Origin of the sequence: Micromonospora sp. CP22 (assembly GCF_009712475.1) — a bacterium.
Taxonomy (GTDB): Bacteria; Actinomycetota; Actinomycetes; order Mycobacteriales; family Micromonosporaceae; genus Micromonospora.
Window position 1 is genome coordinate 256,917 of record NZ_VCJO01000006.1, and the last position, 19,372, is coordinate 276,288.

Here is a 19,372-nt window from a genome sequence, read left to right on the forward strand (position 1 = left end):
CGGGGCCGCGTGCCCGCCGTCGGACGCTACCTCTCGTCGGCGTCGAGTTGCCCCAGCGCCCGCAGTCGCGGCAGGTCGAGGACGGTCATCCGACGGTAGTCGGTGTCGACGAGGCCCTCAGCCCGCAGGTCACGCAGGCTCTTCTGGACGGAGGTCTCGGAGGCGCCGCAGATGGTGGCGAGTTCCGGCTGGGTGAGCCGTACGTCGATGACGACACCGCCGGGCGCCTGCCGACCGTGGGTGCGGGACAGTTCCGCCACCACCCGCGCCACTCTGATCTTGACGGGGTACGAGGTGAAGTCGATCCGTCGCCGGTTCGACCAGCGCAGCCGGTCCGAGACCATGGCCGCGAGTTCGAGCGCCGCGTCCGGGTGGCTGCGGAGAAAGGCCCGGAACCGCTCTCGCGGGATGACGCTGTAGCGGGCCGGCCCGCACGCGGTGACCGTGGCGGAGCGTGGCTCGTCGTTCAACGCCGACATCTCGCCGATGAGATCGCCGCCGACCCGAAGCGACAACAACGCGGTACGGCCGTCCGGGAGTGCCGCGGTGACCTTGGTCAGCCCGTCCTCGATCAGCACCAGGTGGGACTCCCGCCGTCCCTCGTGGATCAGGATCTGCCCGGCCGGCACCCGACGGCGGACACCGAGTTCCAGCAGCGCCGACCGCACGGGCGGGCCGAGCCGCTGGAGGAAGGTGCCGTGCGGCCACTGCGTGCTCGGCTGCTGGTCTCGCCGCATCAACGCTCCCACCCTTATCGACCAACGACAGAGATCGAAGCGTAGCGGGCCGCGTACGGTGCGCGACGCCCGCCGGAGCAGTGCCACCGTGACCAGGTAGCCGGCGACCAGGCCGAGGGTCAGCCAGGTTTGCAGATCCAGCGCGAGGAGCAGCTCGATCGGCACGGTCCACATGCCTTCCAGTTCACCCGCGTCGCGCCGACGAGATCACCGACCAGGACGGGATGACGGTTGGCCGACAGCCCGTCGCGATGCCGTCTTTCTACGGGATCTTCGCCGCCGGTCGCGTCTTGGATGTCACCTGGTGCCCGGCTCCGACGGGCCGTGGTGAGGAGGGTCGACCGTATGCGACATCCGGAGCGGCGCCTGCTGGTCTGCGTGGACATGGAGCGCTACAGCCGGCGTACCAATCATCAACAGTACGAGGCGCAGCACGACTTCCACCGGCTGCTGCGGGAGGCGGCCGACGCGGTGGGCATGGACCGGGTCGGTTGGACGACGCAGCAGTCCGGTGACGGCGAGTTGGCGATCCTGCCCCGCGACGTTTCCGAGGCCCGGGTCATCGGCCGGTTCGTGCCGGAGTTGGACCGGCTGCTGCGGCGGTACAACGTCAGCCGCCTGCCGGCGGCCCGCATCCGGCTCCGGGTCGCGGTGCACCAGGGCATGGTCCATCTCGACGGGGCCAACGGCTTCCCCGGGCAGGCGGTCGTCGCGGTCAGCAGGTTGTGCGACGCGCAACCGGTACGTCGAGCCCTGGCGGCCTTCCCGGACGCCGGTGTCGCGCTGGTGGTCTCCGCCGACATCTACCGCGATGTGGTCACCGAGTATCCCGAGGAACTCCGTCCGGATCGGTTCCGGCGCGTCGACGTCGTGCACCCGGCCAAGGAGTTCCGCGAGCCGGCGTGGCTCTGTGTCGTCGACGAGGACCTCACGTCGTGGGTGGACCTGCCGACGACCCCAGGCGAGGAGCCGACGCGTCCATGCCCCGCGTCCGGCGAACCGCCGGAGGGTCCGGCGGGTGGGATCCGCACCGGTGACATCGTCGTCGAGGGTCAGAACGCCGTCGGACCGGGTGCGATGGCGATCGGTTCGATCGGCCGTGACGCGACGTTCGGTGGGGGCACGGACCGGTGAGCGACCGCCATCCGGAATCGATGTCGTTCGATCCTGAGGTGCCGCCCGCCCCCGGTGACGTCGACGCCGACGAGTCACCGGCCGGCGACCGGCCGGGGGAGGAGCCACGGGCGCCGGTGACGGCCGACAGCTCACCGGCGCCGGATCCGACCGAGGAGCCTCCGGGGGTCGAGGAGATCGACGACGTCGACGACGCCGAGGAGCCGTTGGACTCCGCTGACGTGTTGCGCCGGCTCGCCGGCCTGCTCGGCGGCGGTGCCCGCATCGACGTCGGCGACATGCAGGTGCGGGGGCAGAACGCGACGGGTCACGGCGCGATGGCCATCGGCACGGTCAACGTGACGGCCGCGGCGGCGACCGGAGGTCGGGTCTGGTCGGAGACGCTCAGCGAGGCGACCGTCCGGGACGTCGCCTACGCGTACGCCCCGGCCCTGAGTGATCAGCAGTTGGATCGCCAGCTGAAACAACGTCATCTGCTGTGTCTGTCCGGTCCGCCCGGCACCGGCCGCTTCACCTCGGCGATGGTCGCCTCGGCCCGTCGGCACGGCCTCGACCGGGTGGGCGTACTGGGGGTAGAACACCTCGCCGACCTGCTCGGCAGGGACTCCGGTCCCCGGTCCGGCTGCGGTTACGTGCTGCGGGTCAGCGACGAGACGGTGCGCTCGGTGGACGGCTACATGCTCGTCGCCCTGGCGGCCCACGCCGAGACCTACGGGGTGACGCTGCTGCTGGTCGGCGACTTCTCGCGACGGATCCAGGAGCTCAGCGGCCGTGTGGTCGAACATCGGCCGGCCGGCGCTGAGGAGGTGTTCCGCGCCCGACTGCGACGCGAGTTGGCCGGGCGGTGTGTGGGCTTCTGCGCGGGCGGTTGCGACGGTGCGTGCGTGGAGCGGTATGTCGAGGAGGAGTGCGGCCGGCACCCGATGCTCACGGCGTACCTGAGCGGGGAGCCCCGGCCCCGCGAGGTGGTCGCGGTGGTGGAGGCGATCGCCCGGACGGCGCCACGCGCCGGTGCGCTCACCGACCGCCTGGCCGAGCTGCTACCTCGGCAGCTGCGCGAACGTGCCGCGCGCATCCTCGACGCGGAGGACGACGCTGGGACCGCCGTCGGCTGGTCCGTCACCCAGGTACGGGCGTTCCGGCTCTGCTGCGCGATCCTCGCCGGCCTGACGACCTCGGAGATCCGGATCGCCGCCGACCGGCTCGTCGCCGCCGACCGGCTTCCCACCGTCGACGGGGCGGCCGGCGGCGAGCCCGCGCCGTCGAGGGCGGCTCCGGTGCGGCTGCGCGGCACCACGCTCGACGACCTGCTGGGCCCGACGCTGCGGGCGGCGGTGACGGTGTCGGACGACGACTGGAACGCCGGTGGTGTCCGTCTCCAGTTCGCGCCGGGCAGCGAGGAGTTGCGTAGCGCGGTGCTCGACGCGGCGTGGGCGGACTGGTGGGAGCCGAGAGTGCTGCTCGGCTGGCTCGCGGATCTGGTGCGCGCCGACCAGCCGGTGGTGCGGCAGGCCGCGGCCGGCGCGGTCGGCTGGACGGCGGGCCGCAACGTGCAGGCGGCCCTGGACACGGTGCGTGAGCTGGCCCGGGAGCGGCGGGCCGGCGTGCGGCAGGCGGCGGCGATCGTGCTCGTCGCGATGGCCATGCAACCCCGGCTGAGACAGCGGGTACGCGTCGAGCTGGACAGCTGGGCCGCCGGCTCGGCCGCCCACCTGCGGGACACCGTGGCCCGTGCCCACGAGCTCGGGCTGGCCCGGCTCTGGCCCGACGTGGCCCTGGTCCAGTTGCGCCTGGTGGCGTCCGCGCGGATGCAACGGTGGAACAACTCGGTGGTTCGGGGCCTGGTCGAGGTCTACCAGAGTGGTCACGCCGCGACGCTGCTGCCCGACCTGGCGGAGTGGACCCGCTCGCCCGACCGGGAGGTGCGCCTGCACGCCGCCCGGACGCTGCGGGTGCTGGCCGAACGGTGGGCACGGCCGCCCCGGGAGCAGTGGCCGGAACTGCTGGATCTCGCCCGCGTCGGGGTCGTCGCCCCGGACGACCTGGCGACGCTCTGGGCCACCTCGCTGAGTCTGCCGGAGACGGCGTACCGGGCCTGGCGGACTCTGGGGTTCTGGCTCAACCGCGCGGACGGGCAGCCGGAGGTCGCGAGCTACGTCCTGGCGCTGCTGCGACTCGTGGTGTCCGGCCGGCCACCGCTGTGCCGGCGACTCGACCACCAGCTACGGCACGTGTGGCGTTCCGTGATGCCCCGCAACGTTCTGCTCGACGAGGTCGAACGACTGATCGGTGAGGACTACCCATGAGCAATCAGCCCCCGGTGAATCCGGACCTACGCCCGCCCGTGCCGAGGCAGCCGCAGCGCCGTTGGTGGCACTCGATCTTCGCCTCGCCGGCCGTGCCACGGCCGGCGGTTCGCTCCCGCGTGACCTTCCGGCAGGACGTACCGCAGCCGCTGCTGGTGCCGGCCAAGGGCGACGCCTTCGATTTCCGGCTGCACGCCGTCTACGCCTGGACCGCCTCGAACATGAGCTTCGAGGAGTTGCGCGCCCGCGCCGAGGGGCTGCTGCCCTGGGCGGGTGGGATCGTCCGGGAGAGGTCGATCGACCTTGCCCGGGAGCACGAGCCGCACCGCGCCCACGACCTGGAGCGGGCACTGAACAACCTGCTGATGCACCAGCGCTGGCCACAGGACTCGAACCTGCCGCAGTTCGGCGTCCACCTGCGGGTCAGCCCGGACGAGCGGGTACGGGAGCGGCTGCGGCCGTACTGGGAGAGGCGGATCGAGCTGGAGTGCCAGCACGAACTGCAGAAGATCCGTGCCTGGCAGGCCGACGACCTGACCCGCCGCTGGGCCGCGGTGCTGCAGAGTCTCGAGGACGATCCGGTCACCGGACACGCCGCGCATCTGGCCGGGGCGGAGTTCGCGGAGGTCTTCCACCGGTACGTGGAGGAGCGCCGGGGCGTCATCCCGGATCTCGTGACTCTGCTGCGGGAGGCGGTGAAGGGGCACGGTGACCTTGGGCTCGGGCCGTCCGAGTACACCCAGGCCTGGGATGTCGCGCTCCGGACGTACGAGCGCCAACACGGGCTGTCGGGGCGCGCCAACTGATCGTGCGGTGGCCCTCCCTGGCACCGGGAGGGCCACCGCACCCCTTCATCACCATGCGGCAGGCTGTATGACCTTGCAGCGGTAGCTGGGTGCGGCTATTCTTCACTGCATAGTCATGCGGAGGTGGGTATGGGAATTCGGGCTGCGGTTGCCGGGGCGAGTGGCTACGCCGGTGGTGAACTGCTCCGACTGCTCGCCGGACATCCCGAGTTCGACCTGGTCACCGCCACCGCGCACAGCCAGGCCGGGCAACGGCTCGACGCCGTCCACCCGCAGCTGACCGGCCTGGAGGTGACGCTCGGCGAGACCACGCCGGAGGTGCTCGCCGAGGCCGACCTGGTCTTCCTCGCCCTGCCGCACGGCGAGTCGGCGGCGATCGCCGCGCAGCTGCCCGCCGGGCTGCGGATCGTGGACCTGGGGGCGGACCACCGACTCATCGACGGTGACGCCTGGACCCGCTACTACGGCGGTCGGCACGCGGGCACGTGGACCTACGGCCTGCCCGAGTTGCCCGGTCAGCGGGAGCGGATCGCCGCCGCCGACCGGGTGGCCAACACCGGCTGCTACGCGGCCACGATCACCCTCGCGCTGGCCCCGTTGATCGCCGCCGGCATCGCCCGACCCGACGACGTGGTGGTCGTCGCCGCGTCCGGCACCTCGGGCGCGGGCCGGAGCGCCAAGACCCACCTGCTGGGCAGCGAGGTGATGGGCGACATGTCGCCCTACAAGGTGGGCGCGCACCAGCACGTACCCGAGATCAAGCAGGCCACCGGGGCTACCGGGCTGTCGTTCACTCCGGTGCTGGCGCCGATGCCGCGCGGCATCCTAGCCACGGTCACCGCGCTGCCGACCGGCGACGCCGACCCGCGTGCGGTGCTGGCGCAGGCGTACGCGGACGCACCGTTCGTGCATCTGCTGCCCGAGGGGCGGTGGCCGCACACCGCCGCCACGTTGGGCGGCAACTCCTGCCACCTTCAGGCGACCGTCGACGTCGACTCCGGCCGCCTGATCGTGGTCGCCGCTCTGGACAATCTCGGCAAGGGTGCCGCAGGCCAGGCGGTGCAGAACGCCAATCTGATGTTCGGTCTGCCCGAGACCACGGGCCTGTCCGTGTGGGGGACCGCGCCATGACCGTGACCGCACCCGAGGGATTCCGGGCAGCCGGGGTGGCCGCCGGGCTGAAGAGCAGCGGCGCACCGGATGTGGCGTTGGTGGTCAACGACGGCCCCGACGCCGCTGTCGCCGGGGTCTTCACCACCAACCGGGTCAAGGCGGCACCGGTGCTCTGGACCGAGCAGGTCGTCCGGGGCGGCCTCGTGCGGGCCGTGGTGCTCAACTCCGGTGGTGCGAACGCCTGCACCGGCCCGGCCGGCTTCCAGGACACCCACGCCACCGCCGAGCACACCGCCGCCGCGTTGAGTTCGGCGCATCCGCACCAGATCGGCGCGGGTGAGGTGGCCGTCTGCTCCACCGGCCTGATCGGCGTGCGGCTGCCGATGCCGACCCTGCTCGACGGTGTGGACGCCGCCACGCGAGGACTCTCCCGCGAGGGTGGACCAGCCGCCGCAGAGGCGATCATGACGACGGACACCCGGCCGAAGACCACCGTCGTCTCCGGCGCCGGCTGGACCGTCGGCGGCATGGCCAAGGGCGCCGGCATGCTGGCTCCGGGGATGGCGACGATGCTCTGTGTCCTCACCACCGACGCGGTGGCCGGGCCGGAGACCCTCGACGCGGTGCTGCGCGCGGCCACCCGGGTCACCTTCGACCGGGTCGACTCCGACGGCTGCATGTCGACGAACGACACGGTGCTGTTGCTGGCCAGCGGTGCCTCGGGTGTCACCCCGAGCGAGGCGGACCTGGCCTCGGCGGTCACCGCCGCCTGCCACGACCTGGCCCAGCAGTTGATCGCCGACGCCGAGGGGGCCACCAAGCAGGTCGCCATCGAGGTGGTCGGTGCGGCCAGCGAGGACGACGCGGTCGAGGTGGGCCGGTCGGTGGCCCGCAACAACCTGGTGAAGACCGCGCTGTTCGGCAACGACCCGAACTGGGGTCGGATCCTCGCCGCCGTCGGCACCACCTCTGCCGCGTTCGAGCCGGACGCCGTCGACGTGGCGGTCAACGGCATCTGGGTCTGCCGGGCCGGTGCCGCCGCTGAGGACCGCTCCAAGGTCGACCTCTCCGGCCGGGACGTCACCATCCGGATCGACCTGCACACCGGCTCCGCCGAGGCGACCGTGTGGACCAACGACCTGTCGCACGCCTACGTGCACGAGAACTCGGCCTATTCAACGTGAGCGCGAGGAACGCAGCGCAGCGGAGTCCCGCAGTGCGAGCGAAGTGTGGTGCGGTGGGCGCGAGGAACGCAGCGCAGCGGAGTCCTGCGGTCGGGAGCGAAAGGTCGGTGTGGTGAGCGCGAACTCGGATGTCAGCAACGCCCAGGCGAAAGCCGCCACGCTGATCGAGGCGCTGCCGTGGCTGGCCCGTTTCTCCGGCTCCACCGTCGTCATCAAGTACGGCGGCAACGCCATGGTCGACCCGGAGTTGCAGCACGCCTTCGCCGCCGACATGGTGTTCCTGCGCTACGTCGGGCTCAAGCCGGTGGTGGTGCACGGCGGCGGACCGCAGATCTCGGCCATGCTCGGCCGGCTCGGCATCGACAGCGAGTTCCGGGGCGGTCTCCGGGTGACCACGCCGGAGGCGATGGACGTGGTCCGGATGGTGCTGGTCGGCCAGGTCGGCCGGGAACTGGTCGGGCTGGTCAACGCGTACGGTCCGTTCGCGGTCGGTCTCTCCGGGGAGGACGCCGGGCTGTTCACCGCGGTGCGGCGGCCCGCGTACGTCGACGGGCAGCCGGTCGACGTCGGTCAGGTCGGTGACGTCGAGTCGGTGGACGTCTCGGCGGTGGACGACCTGATCGCGGCCGGTCGAATCCCGGTGATCTCCACGGTGGCGCCGGACGCGGACGGGGTGCTGCACAACCTGAACGCCGACACCGCCGCCGCCGCGCTCGCGATCGCTCTGCGGGCCCGCAAGCTGGTCGTGCTCACCGACGTGCCCGGCCTGTACGCGAACTGGCCCGACCGGTCCAGCCTGATCAGCGAGATCAACACCGACGAGTTGGCGAAGCTGCTGCCGTCACTGGAGTCCGGCATGGTGCCGAAGATGGAGGCGTGCCTGCGGGCCGTCAACGGTGGGGTGCCGGCCGCGCACGTCGTCGACGGTCGGGTCGCCCATTCCACCCTGCTGGAAGTGTTCACCTCGGAAGGCTTCGGAACGATGGTGGTCCCCTCATGAGTGCTCTGGTCAGCCGGTGGCGGCAGGCGATGATGGACAACTACGGCACCCCGGGGCTGGCGCTGGTGTCCGGTTCCGGTGCCGTCGTGGTCGACGAGGCCGGCCGGGAGTACGTCGACCTGCTCGGTGGCATCGCGGTCAACTCGCTCGGCCACGCCCACCCGGCGGTGGTCGCGGCCGTGTCGAAGCAGGTGGCGACGCTGGGCCACGTCTCCAATCTGTACATCTCCGAACCGCCGGTGGCGCTGGCCGAGTTGCTGCTGGCGCTGGCCGGTCGACCGGGGCGGGTCTTCTTCGCGAACTCCGGCGCCGAGGCCAACGAGGCGGCGTTCAAGCTGTCCCGCTGCACCGGCCGTACCCAGGTGGTGGCCACTGTCGGCGGCTTCCACGGCCGCACCATGGGTGCCCTGGCCCTGACCGGCCAGCCGACCAAGGCCGACCCGTTCCGGCCGCTGCCCGGCGAGGTCACCCACGTCCCGTACGGTGACGTCGCCGCCCTGGCCTCGGCGGTGAGCGACGCCACGGCCATGGTGATCCTGGAACCGATCCAGGGCGAGAACGGGGTGGTGGTCCCGCCCGCCGGGTATCTCGCCGAGGCCCGGCGGATCACCGCCCGGCACGGTGCCCTGCTCGTGCTCGACGAGGTGCAGACGGGGGTCGGCCGGACCGGGCATTGGTTCGCCCACCAGGCCGACGGCGTCGAACCGGACGTGGTGACCCTGGCCAAGGGGCTCGGCGGTGGGCTGCCGATCGGTGCCACCCTGGCCTTCGGACCGGCCGCCGACCTGCTCGGCCCCGGTTCGCACGGCAGCACCTTCGGTGGCAACCCGGTGAGCTGTGCCGCCGCCCTGGCGGTGATCTCCACCATCGCCAGCGAAGGGCTGCTCGACCACGTCAAGCGGGTGGGTGAGCGGCTGCGTCGGGGGATCGAGAACCTCGGCCATCCGCTCGTCGGCGGCGTACGTGGTGCGGGTCTGCTGCTCGGCATCACCCTGACCGCACCGGTCTCCGCCGCCCTCGCCGGGGCGCTGCGCGACGCCGGTTTCCTGGTCAACCCGATCCAGCCCGACGTGATCCGCCTGGCACCGCCGCTGATCCTCACCGCCGGCCAGGTCGACGCCTTCCTCGCGGCGCTGCCCGCCGCCCTGACCGCGTCGGCGAGCGTCCCGGAGCGCGTGGTCGAGGAGGCGCCGCCGCGCAGTACGATCCCGACTCCCGCTCCGACGGAGGCTTCCGCATGACCCGGCACTTCCTGCGCGACGACGACCTGTCCCCGGCCGAGCAGTCCACGGTGCTCGACCTGGCCGACCGGATGAAAGCCGACCGGTTCGGGTTCGCGCCGCTGGCCGGGCCGCGTTCGGTGGCGGTGCTGTTCGACAAGCAGAGTCTGCGTACCCGGATCTCCTTCGACGTCGGCATCGCCGAACTCGGTGGTCATCCGCTGGTGGTGGACACCCAGGTGACCCACTTCGGCCGGGGCGAGTCGCTCGGCGACGCCGGGCGGGTGCTGTCCCGGTACGTGGCCGCGATCGTGCTGCGTACCCACGGCGACGACCGGATCGCGGAGGTGGCCGCGGGTGCCACCGTGCCGGTGGTCAACGCGTTGACCGACGGGTTCCACCCGTGCCAGTTGCTCGCCGACCTGCTCACCGTCCGCCAGCGGTGCGGCGGCACCGTGGGGCGGACGTTGGCCTACGTCGGGGACGCGGCGAACAACATGTCCCACTCGTACCTGTTGGCCGGTGCGACCGCCGGGATGCACGTGCGCGTCGCCGGTCCGGTCGGCTTCCACCCCGACGCGGACGTGGTGGCGCGGGCCGAGGCGATCGCCGCCGACACCGGTGGTTCGGTCCGGGTGCTCACCGACCCGGTCGCCGCCGTCCGCGACGCCGACGTGGTCGCCACCGACACCTGGACCTCGATGGGACAGGAGGACGACGGGTTGGACCGCACCACCCCGTTCCTGCCCTACCAGGTCAACAAGGCGCTGCTCGGGCACGCCGCGCCAACGGCTATCGTGTTGCACTGCCTGCCGGCACATCGCGGTGAGGAGATCACCGACGAGGTGCTCGACGGCCCGCAGAGTGCCGTCTTCGACCAGGCGGAGAATCGGTTGCACGCCCAGAAGGCGCTGCTCACGTTCCTGTTGGGGGAGCACGGGTGAGCGAGCGACGCCGCGCGGCGGCCTCCCGCAACCGGGAACGGAAGGTTGGCTGAGTGACCGCACCACTGACCCGTAGCGCCCGACACGCCCGCATCGTCGAGCTGATCCGCGAGCGGGCGGTCCGCTCGCAGACCGAGTTGGCCGAGTTGCTCGCCGACGAGGGCGTCCAGGTCACCCAGGCCACCCTCTCCCGGGACCTCAAGGAACTCGGCGCGGTCACCGCTCGTGGCGGTGACGGCCGAGCCGTGTACGTCATCCCCGAGGACGGCCATCGCCCGCTGCGCGACGCCGAGGCGGCACCGGCCCGGCTGGTGCGGTTGCTGCGCGAGCTACTCAACGAGGTCGACTCCAGCGGCAACATCGCGGTCCTGCGTACTCCGCCGGGTGCCGCCCACTATCTGGCCAGCGCGGTGGACCGGGCGGGCCTGTCGGAGGTCGTCGGCACCATCGCCGGCGACGACACCATCTTCGTCGTGGCGCGCACCGCCGACGGTGGCGCCGCACTCGGTGAACGGCTCGCCGGCTGGGCCCGCCGGGACGACAGCGCCGAAGGGAGCGGTACGCCATGAGTGAGGTCGCGTCAGACCTGGGTGCCCGGTTGGGGGACGGCTGATCGTGGGGACCACAATTGACCGGGTGGACGACAAGAGCTTGACCGAGAACAGCGCAGCGGCCAACCGGACGAGCCTGTGGGGAGGCCGGTTCGCCGGTGGCCCGTCGGAGGCGCTCGCCCGACTGTCGGTGAGCGTGCAGTTCGACTGGCGGCTGGCCCCGTACGACATCGCCGGATCCCGGGCGCACGCCCGGGTGCTGGCCGGTGCGGGCCTGCTCGACCCGGACGAGCTGGGCCGCATCCTCGCCGCCCTCGACGATCTGGAGGCCGCGTGCGCGTCAGGCACGTTCCGCCCCACGGTCGACGACGAGGACGTACACACCGCCCTGGAGCGTGGGCTGCTGGAGCGGCTCGGCAGCCTCGGCGGCAAGCTGCGCGCCGGGCGCTCCCGCAACGACCAGGTCGCCACCGACCTGCGGCTCTACCTGCGTGACCACGCGCGGGGGGTGGCCGCCCGGCTGGTCGAGCTGGCCGAGGCGCTGGTGGAGCAGGCGGGGCGGCACGTGGACACCGCCGCGCCCGGTATGACGCACCTGCAACACGCCCAGCCGGTTACCTTCGGTCACTGGCTGCTGGCCCATGTGCAGCCCCTGCTGCGGGACCTGGAGCGGCTGCGCGACTGGGACCACCGTACGGCGGTCAGCCCGCTCGGCGCGGGCGCGTTGGCCGGTTCGGGGCTGCCGTTGGACCCGGTGGCGGTCTCCAAGGAACTCGGCTTCCGCACGTCCTTCGCCAACTCGATGGACGCGGTCGCCGACCGGGACTTCGTCGCCGAGTTCCTCTTCATCACCGCGATGATCGGGGTGCACCTGTCCCGCCTCGGTGAGGAGGTGGTGCTCTGGACGTCGCAGGAGTTCGGCTGGGTGGAACTGGACGACGCCTTCGCCACCGGCTCGTCGATCATGCCGCAGAAGAAGAACGCGGACATCGCCGAACTCGCCCGGGGCAAGTCCGGCCGGCTGGTCGGTGGGTTGGTCGCGGTGCTGACCATGCTCAAGGGCCTGCCGATGACGTACGACCGGGACATGCAGGAGGACAAGGAGCCGGCCTTCGACGCGGTCGACACCCTGGAACTGCTGCTGCCGGCGCTGGCCGGGATGATCTCCACGATGACGGTACGCGTCGACCGCCTGGTCGCCGCCGCGCCGGTGGGCTTCTCCCTGGCCACCGAGATCGCCGACTGGCTGGTCCGCAACGGCGTGCCGTTCCGGGACGCCCACGAGATCACCGGCAAGCTGGTGGCGCTCTGTGCGGCCCGGGACTGTGCCCTTGACGAGGTTTCCGACGAGGACCTGTCCGCCGTCAGCGAGCACCTCAACCCCGGCGTACGCGATGTGCTGTCGGTCCGCTCGGCGCTGGCCGCCCGGACCACGCCCGGCTCCACGGGCCCCGGCCCGGTCGGCGACCAGCTCGCCACCGCCGCCGACCAACTGGTCACCTGGCGCGAGTGGGCCAACCAACCCGTCGTCCCCCGCTGACCCACCCCGCCGCGCCTGGCTGTCGCGTGCGCCTGGCTGTCGTGCGCCTGGCTGTCGTGCGCAACTTCAGGGATGTTGCTGTCTCCCGGCCTCGCTGAGGCAGCGACATCCCCGAAGTTGCTGCCTCAGCAGCGTGGCGCGGCGGGGGTGGGGGAGGTGCGGGTGGTGAGGCGGTCGGAGCGTTGCTTGGCGGCCTGGGCGCTGCCCAGGCCGAGCCCCTGGCCGATCGCCTGCCAGGTCAGCCCCCGAGCGCGGGCCAGGTTGAACAGGCCCGCCTCCATGGCGTCGATTTCGGCTCGCAGGTGCGGGAAGAGCGCCAGCGCAGCGAGCAGATCCGCCTCGTCCACCGGGTCCTCACCCGGCACCGGCTCGGCTGACCCGGCGGCCAGTGCCAGAAGCACGGCGATCGCCTCGTACGGGTCGGCGGCGTACGGATTGGTGTGCCGGTGACGCTGCTGCTCGGTGGCCGCATGCCGCTCGGTGAGCCGTTGCAGGGCGGCATGGGTGTGGTGTGCCCGCTCTCGGGCGATGCTGGATTCGGTGGTCATGCCCCCAGTGCAACACTTCAACGAAGTGTTGTCAACGATCTGTTGATGCTCGCGGGCGAGGTGGCGCGGGCGGGTGTGACGCGCCCACCGGCACGGCATAGCCGAGGGTGGTCAGCGCCCGCCGGAAGTCCTCATCCCGGTTGACGGGCACCGCCAGATGCTGGTCACCGATCAGCCGGCACAGGGACCGTAGCGCCCGGTCGTGGCTGATCAGTGTGGCCAGGGCCGGGTCCGCACAGGCGATGAGGCGCACCTGCCCGAGGTCGGTGAGCCGCCCGGCCCGCTCGGCGACCTCATCCAACAGCGTCAGCAGCGCACCGGGTAGGTTGGGCTGCGCGGCCCGAGCCTGCAAGAATGCGGTGAACTCGTCCGGTTGCCGCCCGGCATCGACGGCGGCGAGCAGACTCTCCCGGCTCACGGTCCAGACGTGATCACCGGTGCGGCGGGCGTAGCTCTCCAACACCAGCAACTCGGCCGGGGAAGGGCAGCCGACAGCCACGACATCGAGGTTGGGTAGGACCTTCAACGTACGCTCGGGTGCCTCCGGCTGCGGCGGAGTGTACGACTTGCGTACGCCGAGTACGTACGCGCCGAGGTCGTTGAGGCGGATCGCCCGCAGCCCGTCGTACCGGCTGAGCGCGTCGAAGGAGTCGGCACCCCAGTTCTCGTGGTAGTCATCGCGGGCGCCGACCGGCTCGTCGTAAGCGACGTCGATCAGGCCCAGCGTCGCGGCGTACTCGAAGAGCACCGCGAGGGTGTAGCGGCCCTCCAGCAGCTCCCATTCGCCGAACCCGGCGTAGCCGAGGCTGCCGTAATGCGGGTCCTCCAGGTACAGCTTCCACAGCGCCCGCTCGCTGCGCGCCACCCGCGGCGACCAGGCGGTTTGCTTCATCTGCGCGAAGAGAGCGTCCACGTCGACCCACTCGCCGACAGGCTGGGCGGTGAGCGCCTCGGACACCTTCTGCCGCCGTGCCTTCGGCGCGGTGAGCACATTGGCGGCCCGTTGCCCCTTGATGCTCTCGATCCGGCTGAACTCATCGATCAGCCCCTTGCTCAACCAGGATCGCCACATCGCCTGAATAATCGTGGCGGGTGGTTTGGCGAGAGCGGCCCTACCCTTCGCGGTCACCTGCAACCTGCCGCTGGTGATCTCAGCGAAGCCGCCAGCCTGCACCAGCAGCGGCCAGGCGAACGCAGCGATCGGCTCGTCCGGATAGAAGTCACCCGAGACCAGCGTCTTGGCCACCTCGACCACGCTGGCCGCCGCCGGCCGCCGCGTCTTCTCGCTGCATCGCAGCCGCCCGGAATCGCACAGCCGCAGCACGGCGTGCACATCTTCGGCCGCGTACCGTTCGGTGTGACGCACGAACTCGGCCACGCTGCCTTCCTCTCCACGTCGTCCACGTCGGTCGCGGCCACACCGCTGCGGAAACTCGATCGCCCCGGGCAGAACCCGCAGCCTCACCGCGAGTGGTCGGTCCGCGATGCCACGGTCACTACACCTCCGACACCACCGTGAGGTGGTAGTTGCCGGCGCCGACCGACTTGTCGAGGGTACGGATGATCCGCTGAGGGTTGTCGTGCGGTCCCTGCTGAAAGTACGGCTTGCCGTCGAGGCCGAACGTGATCCGACTCGGCGGCTCCCAGGTGCCGAGGTGCGGGGCGGCGCTGTAGAAGTCGCGGTGCGGGTCGAAGCCGAGACCACGGGCGTAGTCGACGGCACCGAAGACCAGCTCACGGGCGAGGTCGGCAGGGGCCGCGAGCGGCTCGCTGTCGTACGCCGCGAAGAAGTCGGCGACGAAGTACGGCAACTCGCCGGGGCCAGAGGTTGTCGGCGGCAGAGCGTTCTTCACGCCCAGGCAGTAGGTGTCGACCAGGAACCCGCAGGTGACCAGCGCGTCGCCGGCACGGCGGGCGACCGCGACGCTGACCAGCCCCGCGCCCACCGCCATCGGCAGCAGTTCCTCGTCGTCAACCCAGTCGTCAGGCCGGTCGGTGAAGCCCAGGCCGTTGCTCCACTGCCGGCTGACCCAGCAGCCGACCAGCGGCAGCTCCGAGGGATGGACGCGGTTCGGCCGGTCGACAGCGGTACCCCGTACGAGATTGGTGGCCACGGCCCGGGTGACCCCGAGTTCCCGGGCGATCTGCTTGGGTGTCCTGCCAGCCGCCCGGAGCGCCTGAGCCTTCGCCTTCAGCTCGCGTGATGTCACCGCGACATCCTGATTCCGACCCCGGGACACGTCAAACCGCCACGCGCACCGTTCACCAATGATCAATGCCCGGCTGCTTCGGTCGGGCGGGTCGCGGGGAGGGCCGCCAGGCAACCGAGCGAGAGAGTTCGCCGACATCAGGAGCGAGTAGCAGGGAGCAGCGACACCGCCGACCCTGTCGTCCGATGTTGGGCCGTGCAGTGCCGCCCACCCCGGCGACCAGTCTTCGAGTGAGGACGTGCAGCGCCGGACTGTGGCTCACTCATCCAATCGCCCACCGCAGTCGTCTGTCCCCTCGACCCTTGCGGCGGTGCGAGGTTAGATCCGGCTGGCCAGAGCCGCCGCCTCGGTGAGGAGAGCGTCCAACTCCTCGTCGGAGACGGTGTCCGCGCCGAGTGTGTGCAGGATGGTCAGACCTTGGACACGGCCGGCAACGTGCGGGTCGATGTCGGTGTCGATGCTGGGATCGAGAGCAGCCATGATCAGCTTTTCGGCACTGGTCGCATCGGTTTCGGGGCCACCGGTTGTCATGCGCCGCATCTCGCTGACGAACCGGATCACCTCGTCCGGACTAGCACCGTCGGGAAACCGTCGGTTGACGGCAAAGTAGAAGACCGCACCCAGCAGAGTGCCGAAGCCTTCCCAACCCTGGTCGTCGAGGCGCGCCTCGATGCGGTCGTTCTCCGCGTGCTCGCCCTTAACCATCGTTCGGATATAGGCGATCATCTCAGGATTGATCGTCACGAGGCTTCCTCTCCCGATTCTTCTTGGTCATGTTCCACAGACCTTTGAGACCGACGGCCACTGCGCCGGCTGCCATGATGACCGAGGTGACCGGGTGCTCCAACTGTGGTCGATCCGACGGCACGGCGGGTTTGGGCTGCGTAGTGGACGTCGACGTGCCACCTGCGCCGCCCTTCGCCTCCCGAACGAATTCGCGGAACGCAGTCGTCGCGGCCTGCTCTGCGTTCTGGAGGTTGCCTTCCGTCTCGTCGGCCTTCTTGACGTGCCGCCGGAGGAATGCCTCCGCCTTGTTGCCGCGCGCCTCCGACTCGGTGACCAGACGTTCGCCCGACGGAGACCCATCACCTGCGCTGTTGCGTGTAGGGGTGGAGCCGGGAGCAATCGCGTTGGCGTAGGAGGCGAGATGCGTGGCGGCGTTGCTGGTCAGTCGACCGAGTCGACCTGCCTTGTCGGCGGCCGTGCGGCTCTGCGTCACTGCCAAGCGGCAGTCTCGATCATCGGTGCCCTGGCGTACCTCCGCATATCGGCTATGCCCTTGGCGAATTTCCTCCTGAGCGTGTACGGCCATCACCGCAAGTTCGTCGAGTTGTTCGATCGCCGCGTTGAGCTGGGCGACTACGCGCGTGAGGAGGCTGCTCATCCGAGCTTGTTCGTGAACGCGATGGCATGTCCCCTGGCGACGCCAATCGTCCGCAGGGCCAACTCCACTTCGCGTACCGCATCGGCGAGTGCCTTCCGAGCCTTCTGCGCCTCGGGGTGTTGGCTGTCGTGGAGCGTGGCCGAGGCGATCCTTCGCACCTCGGCCAGCCTGTCACCGACGCGCTCGATGGTCGCCTTCGCCTGGTCGAGTGACAGAGTGCCGTCGCGGAGAGTCGCCTTCACGTCGCCGACGCTCATGGTCAGCCCAGAACGCTGATGTACTGCTGGGCGGCCTGGGTGCTGCCCTGGAGTGTCGTGGCAGCTTCGATCAGCCGTTGCTTGCTCTGCTCCGCGCGGGCGATGGACTCGGCGAGGGCAGGGTGACCGGTGCCGGCGGCGACCATCCGCAGCAGGGTGAGCACCTGCTCGATGCCGTCGACAGTCGCCCGGATCTGGTTCGTGGTGGTGTTGCTCTGCTCGGCTGCCTGGGCGAGCGCGGCTTTTACCTGCTCGATGCTGGCCATGCCGTCCTTCCCGGAACTGACGAACGCACCGCACAGCCCGGCGGGCGCCACTGTTCAGTAGTCGGGCGAACACTATCCGACGTTGATGGCTGTTCGCAGCCCCGCGTTCGACGAGTAGGGAGAACGCCATCTTGCGTGGATGACGTTCCCTCCGTCTACTGCGCTCAGTTGTGCAGCGTCTCCCGTTTCAGGCCAGAGACGAAGGTTGCCCACGCCGCTGGACTGAATGCGAGGACCGGGCCGTTGGGGTCCTTACTGTCCCGTAGACCCACCGAACCCGCGAAGTCATTCGCGACCTCGATGCAGTTGCCGGATCCGTTGCTGCGCGTACTCTTCCGCCAGGTCACGCGGGCCGTGCTGACCTCTTCCACCCGCGCCGTCCTCTCATGACTCGTCGATCGCCCGTCGGATCAGGTCGCGCGACTCCCGAGCGCTGGCCGCCGTGGCGACCAGGTGCTCGAAGACTCGGCTGTACTCCCTGACCTGTTGGCCTTCGAGATAGAGGCTACCCGCGCGGGTTTCGACGTAGACGATGCCGGGATCGGCCGGTTCAGGAAACGTGAGGACGCTGAAGGCGCTACCCATCGAGCCATACTCGCCAGCGGCGAAGGTGAGGATCTGAATCGTGCGCCCAGGCTGGTCCGCCTCATCCGCGAGTCGCCGCAACTGCGCCCTGAAGGCGGCGGTGCCACCGACCGGGCGACGCAGCACGGCCTCGTCCAACACCACCCACAGCTTGGGCGGGTTGTCGGCCCGTTGGCGGCGTAGCCGCAGCTCGACGCGTCGATCGACCTCCTCAGTCGACGCATCGGGATGTTCGGCGCGCACCACGGCTCTGGCGTAGTCGGCGGTCTGAAGCAGGCCGGGGATCAACTGAGGCTCGAAGGCGCGAATCTCCGATGCCTCCGCCTCCAGACCCACGTAGACCTCGAACCACTCCGGCAACACGTCGTCGTACGCCTGCCACCAGCCGCGCTTGCGGGCATCCCTGGCCACCTGGACCAGTGCGTCGACCTCGTCTCCTTCGACGCCGTACAACTCCAGCAGGCCCCGGGCGACCGGTGGCATCACGGAGACCTGGGCATTCTCGATCCGGCTCAACGCCGACTTGGAGATGCCGATCTCCTTGGCCGCCTGGTCAGCGGTCATGCCGGTCTGCTCGCGGAGTCGACGCAAGGCAGCGGCCAGGCGTCGACGTCGGACCGTTGGGCTTCCAGTCACGACAGTCAGTGTTCCGGATCGGTGCGCGATCCGCAACGACCCCATCCCAAATCGGGAGTTGCGTATCGGGCCCAACCCGGTACACGATGAGTAGTGTCACGGATCGGCTGAGTTATCACCTCCGACTTGGTCCCCGCGGCAACCTGCTGCCCCGCTGCCGTACTGCCATCAGGGCTGCGGTGGTGGGTGCGTGGCGGGTCCGTCGGTGCGCGGCGGGCCGATGGACCCGCCTTCCACATCGCTGACGCTGACGAGAGCGAGGTCTGTCATGCGCAACCCATTCCGGCGGCGAACCGCCGGGCCCACGGACACCAGGTACGCCGCGCGGCACGCCGAACAAGCCGTCAGTCCTTCAATTTCGGGGACCTGTTACCGCACCGGCAGCTACCGGCCGCTGCGGCCGTGGCAGGTGCGTCAGCAGCGGTTCCCGCTGGGGCGGCGCGGCTACGACCCGATCGAGGTTGCCAGGTTCCTCGACCAGGTCGCCGGTGACCTGGAGGCGGCGTACCGGCAGGTGGCCGAGTCCCGCCGGGAGGCCGACCAGGTCAAGGCCGCGCTGCGGCGTTGGCGCTCCGAGCAGGTACGGGAGAACCAGGGGCGTTACCGGTGAGCGGCCGGTACGTCGTGCACCTGCCGGTGGTGGCGTCCGATCTCACCGGCGCGCAGCGGCTGGCCCGGGTGGTGGCCCGCTGGGCGTCGATGCTGCCGCAGGCCGATCCGGGGGAGACCACCGTGTCGGGCGAGGACGAGCAGGGCGTACGCCATCGGGTCTTCTGTGATCTGCGGCTGCCCGGCGGCGGGCGGTGCCTGCTGGGGGTCGACCACGACGGGGCGTGCGCCCGCCGGCTTGGGCGGTGGTCGGCTGTGAGCGCGAGGAGTGAGCCGGGTTTGCGAGCCCCACAGTCGCGAACGGAGACAGACCTGTGAGCGCGAGGAGTGAGCCGGGTTTGC

Annotated in this window: 21 protein-coding genes and 1 pseudogene; 12 read left to right on the top strand and 10 right to left on the bottom strand. The window is 70.7% G+C overall.

Annotated elements, in window-relative coordinates; genetic code table 11:
* Positions 1–26: 26 nt before the first annotated feature.
* Positions 27–911 carry a Crp/Fnr family transcriptional regulator gene (locus FF096_RS13875; protein WP_230462575.1) on the bottom strand — a complete coding sequence of 295 codons (885 nt, stop codon included), beginning with the start codon at positions 909–911 and terminating at the stop codon, positions 27–29.
* Between the two features lie 171 nt (positions 912–1,082).
* Here FF096_RS13875 and FF096_RS13880 point away from each other — a divergent pair, with 171 nt between their 5' ends.
* From FF096_RS13880 to argH, 10 genes are all read left to right on the top strand, one after another.
* The gene (locus FF096_RS13880) at positions 1,083–1,871 is read left to right on the top strand and encodes a hypothetical protein (protein WP_155218046.1); all 789 of its coding nucleotides are present in this window, start codon (positions 1,083–1,085) and stop codon (positions 1,869–1,871) included.
* Positions 1,872–1,891: 20 nt separating this feature from the next.
* Positions 1,892–4,177, top strand: coding sequence for a hypothetical protein (locus FF096_RS13885; protein WP_155218048.1), 2,286 nt, complete (start codon positions 1,892–1,894; stop codon positions 4,175–4,177).
* Positions 4,174–4,983 (top strand): hypothetical protein, encoded by an 810-nt coding sequence (locus FF096_RS13890; protein ID WP_230462576.1) that lies wholly within the window; start codon positions 4,174–4,176, stop codon positions 4,981–4,983. Before FF096_RS13885 ends, FF096_RS13890 begins: the two co-directional genes overlap by 4 nt.
* Positions 4,984–5,112: 129 nt before the next feature.
* Positions 5,113–6,114, top strand: a complete 1,002-nt coding sequence (gene argC / locus FF096_RS13895) for an N-acetyl-gamma-glutamyl-phosphate reductase (protein WP_155218050.1) — start codon at positions 5,113–5,115, stop codon at positions 6,112–6,114.
* Complete coding sequence (gene argJ / locus FF096_RS13900; protein ID WP_155218052.1) at positions 6,111–7,280, top strand: bifunctional glutamate N-acetyltransferase/amino-acid acetyltransferase ArgJ; 1,170 nt, start codon at positions 6,111–6,113, stop codon at positions 7,278–7,280. The genes argC and argJ overlap by 4 nt, the downstream gene beginning before the upstream one ends.
* Before the next feature lie 112 nt (positions 7,281–7,392).
* Positions 7,393–8,280 carry an acetylglutamate kinase gene (gene argB, locus FF096_RS13905; RefSeq protein ID WP_309223259.1) on the top strand — a complete coding sequence of 296 codons (888 nt, stop codon included), beginning with the start codon at positions 7,393–7,395 and terminating at the stop codon, positions 8,278–8,280.
* The gene (locus FF096_RS13910; protein ID WP_230462577.1) at positions 8,277–9,521 is read left to right on the top strand and encodes an acetylornithine transaminase; all 1,245 of its coding nucleotides are present in this window, start codon (positions 8,277–8,279) and stop codon (positions 9,519–9,521) included. The genes argB and FF096_RS13910 overlap by 4 nt, the downstream gene beginning before the upstream one ends.
* The gene (argF, locus tag FF096_RS13915) at positions 9,518–10,444 is read left to right on the top strand and encodes an ornithine carbamoyltransferase (protein ID WP_155218054.1); all 927 of its coding nucleotides are present in this window, start codon (positions 9,518–9,520) and stop codon (positions 10,442–10,444) included. The genes FF096_RS13910 and argF overlap by 4 nt, the downstream gene beginning before the upstream one ends.
* 53 nt (positions 10,445–10,497) lie before the next feature.
* Entirely contained in the window at positions 10,498–11,013 is a 516-nt protein-coding gene (locus FF096_RS13920) for an arginine repressor (protein ID WP_309223260.1), read from the top strand.
* Positions 11,014–11,071: 58 nt separating this feature from the next.
* The gene (gene argH, locus FF096_RS13925) at positions 11,072–12,535 is read left to right on the top strand and encodes an argininosuccinate lyase (protein ID WP_309223283.1); all 1,464 of its coding nucleotides are present in this window, start codon (positions 11,072–11,074) and stop codon (positions 12,533–12,535) included.
* A gap of 125 nt (positions 12,536–12,660) precedes the next feature.
* Here the strand turns inward: argH and FF096_RS13930 are convergent, their stop codons facing one another.
* From FF096_RS13930 to FF096_RS13970, 9 genes are all read right to left on the bottom strand, one after another.
* Positions 12,661–13,083 carry a DNA-binding protein gene (locus FF096_RS13930; protein ID WP_155218058.1) on the bottom strand — a complete coding sequence of 141 codons (423 nt, stop codon included), beginning with the start codon at positions 13,081–13,083 and terminating at the stop codon, positions 12,661–12,663.
* 31 nt (positions 13,084–13,114) lie between these two features.
* Complete coding sequence (locus FF096_RS27290; RefSeq protein ID WP_309223261.1) at positions 13,115–14,461, bottom strand: helicase-associated domain-containing protein; 1,347 nt, start codon at positions 14,459–14,461, stop codon at positions 13,115–13,117.
* Positions 14,462–14,579: 118 nt separating this feature from the next.
* Positions 14,580–15,293 (bottom strand): hypothetical protein, encoded by a 714-nt coding sequence (locus FF096_RS13940; protein ID WP_309223262.1) that lies wholly within the window; start codon positions 15,291–15,293, stop codon positions 14,580–14,582.
* A gap of 318 nt (positions 15,294–15,611) precedes the next feature.
* Positions 15,612–16,019 carry a hypothetical protein gene (locus FF096_RS13945; RefSeq protein ID WP_155218219.1) on the bottom strand — a complete coding sequence of 136 codons (408 nt, stop codon included), beginning with the start codon at positions 16,017–16,019 and terminating at the stop codon, positions 15,612–15,614.
* Position 16,020: 1 nt separating this feature from the next.
* On the bottom strand, positions 16,021–16,677 hold the full coding sequence (locus FF096_RS13950; protein ID WP_155218060.1) for a hypothetical protein: 657 nt from the start codon (positions 16,675–16,677) through the stop codon (positions 16,021–16,023).
* Positions 16,674–16,934, bottom strand: coding sequence for a hypothetical protein (locus FF096_RS13955; protein WP_155218062.1), 261 nt, complete (start codon positions 16,932–16,934; stop codon positions 16,674–16,676). The genes FF096_RS13950 and FF096_RS13955 overlap by 4 nt, the downstream gene beginning before the upstream one ends.
* 2 nt (positions 16,935–16,936) lie before the next feature.
* Positions 16,937–17,200: a hypothetical protein gene (locus tag FF096_RS13960; RefSeq protein ID WP_155218064.1), complete on the bottom strand. Its 264-nt coding sequence runs from the start codon at positions 17,198–17,200 to the stop codon at positions 16,937–16,939.
* Between the two features lie 164 nt (positions 17,201–17,364).
* On the bottom strand, positions 17,365–17,571 hold the full coding sequence (locus FF096_RS13965) for a DUF397 domain-containing protein (RefSeq protein WP_309223263.1): 207 nt from the start codon (positions 17,569–17,571) through the stop codon (positions 17,365–17,367).
* A gap of 13 nt (positions 17,572–17,584) precedes the next feature.
* Positions 17,585–18,421: a helix-turn-helix transcriptional regulator gene (locus tag FF096_RS13970; protein ID WP_309223264.1), complete on the bottom strand. Its 837-nt coding sequence runs from the start codon at positions 18,419–18,421 to the stop codon at positions 17,585–17,587.
* A gap of 268 nt (positions 18,422–18,689) precedes the next feature.
* On the opposite strand from FF096_RS13970, the gene FF096_RS13975 reads away from it, so the two are divergent.
* Together FF096_RS13975 and FF096_RS13980 are read left to right on the top strand one after the other, a co-directional pair.
* The gene (locus tag FF096_RS13975) at positions 18,690–19,031 is read left to right on the top strand and encodes a DivIVA domain-containing protein (RefSeq protein ID WP_155218068.1); all 342 of its coding nucleotides are present in this window, start codon (positions 18,690–18,692) and stop codon (positions 19,029–19,031) included.
* Positions 19,028–19,273: pseudogene (locus FF096_RS13980) on the top strand (hypothetical protein); the annotation flags it as partial. The gene FF096_RS13975 and the pseudogene FF096_RS13980, both read left to right, overlap by 4 nt.
* Between the last annotated feature and the right edge of the window lie 99 nt (positions 19,274–19,372).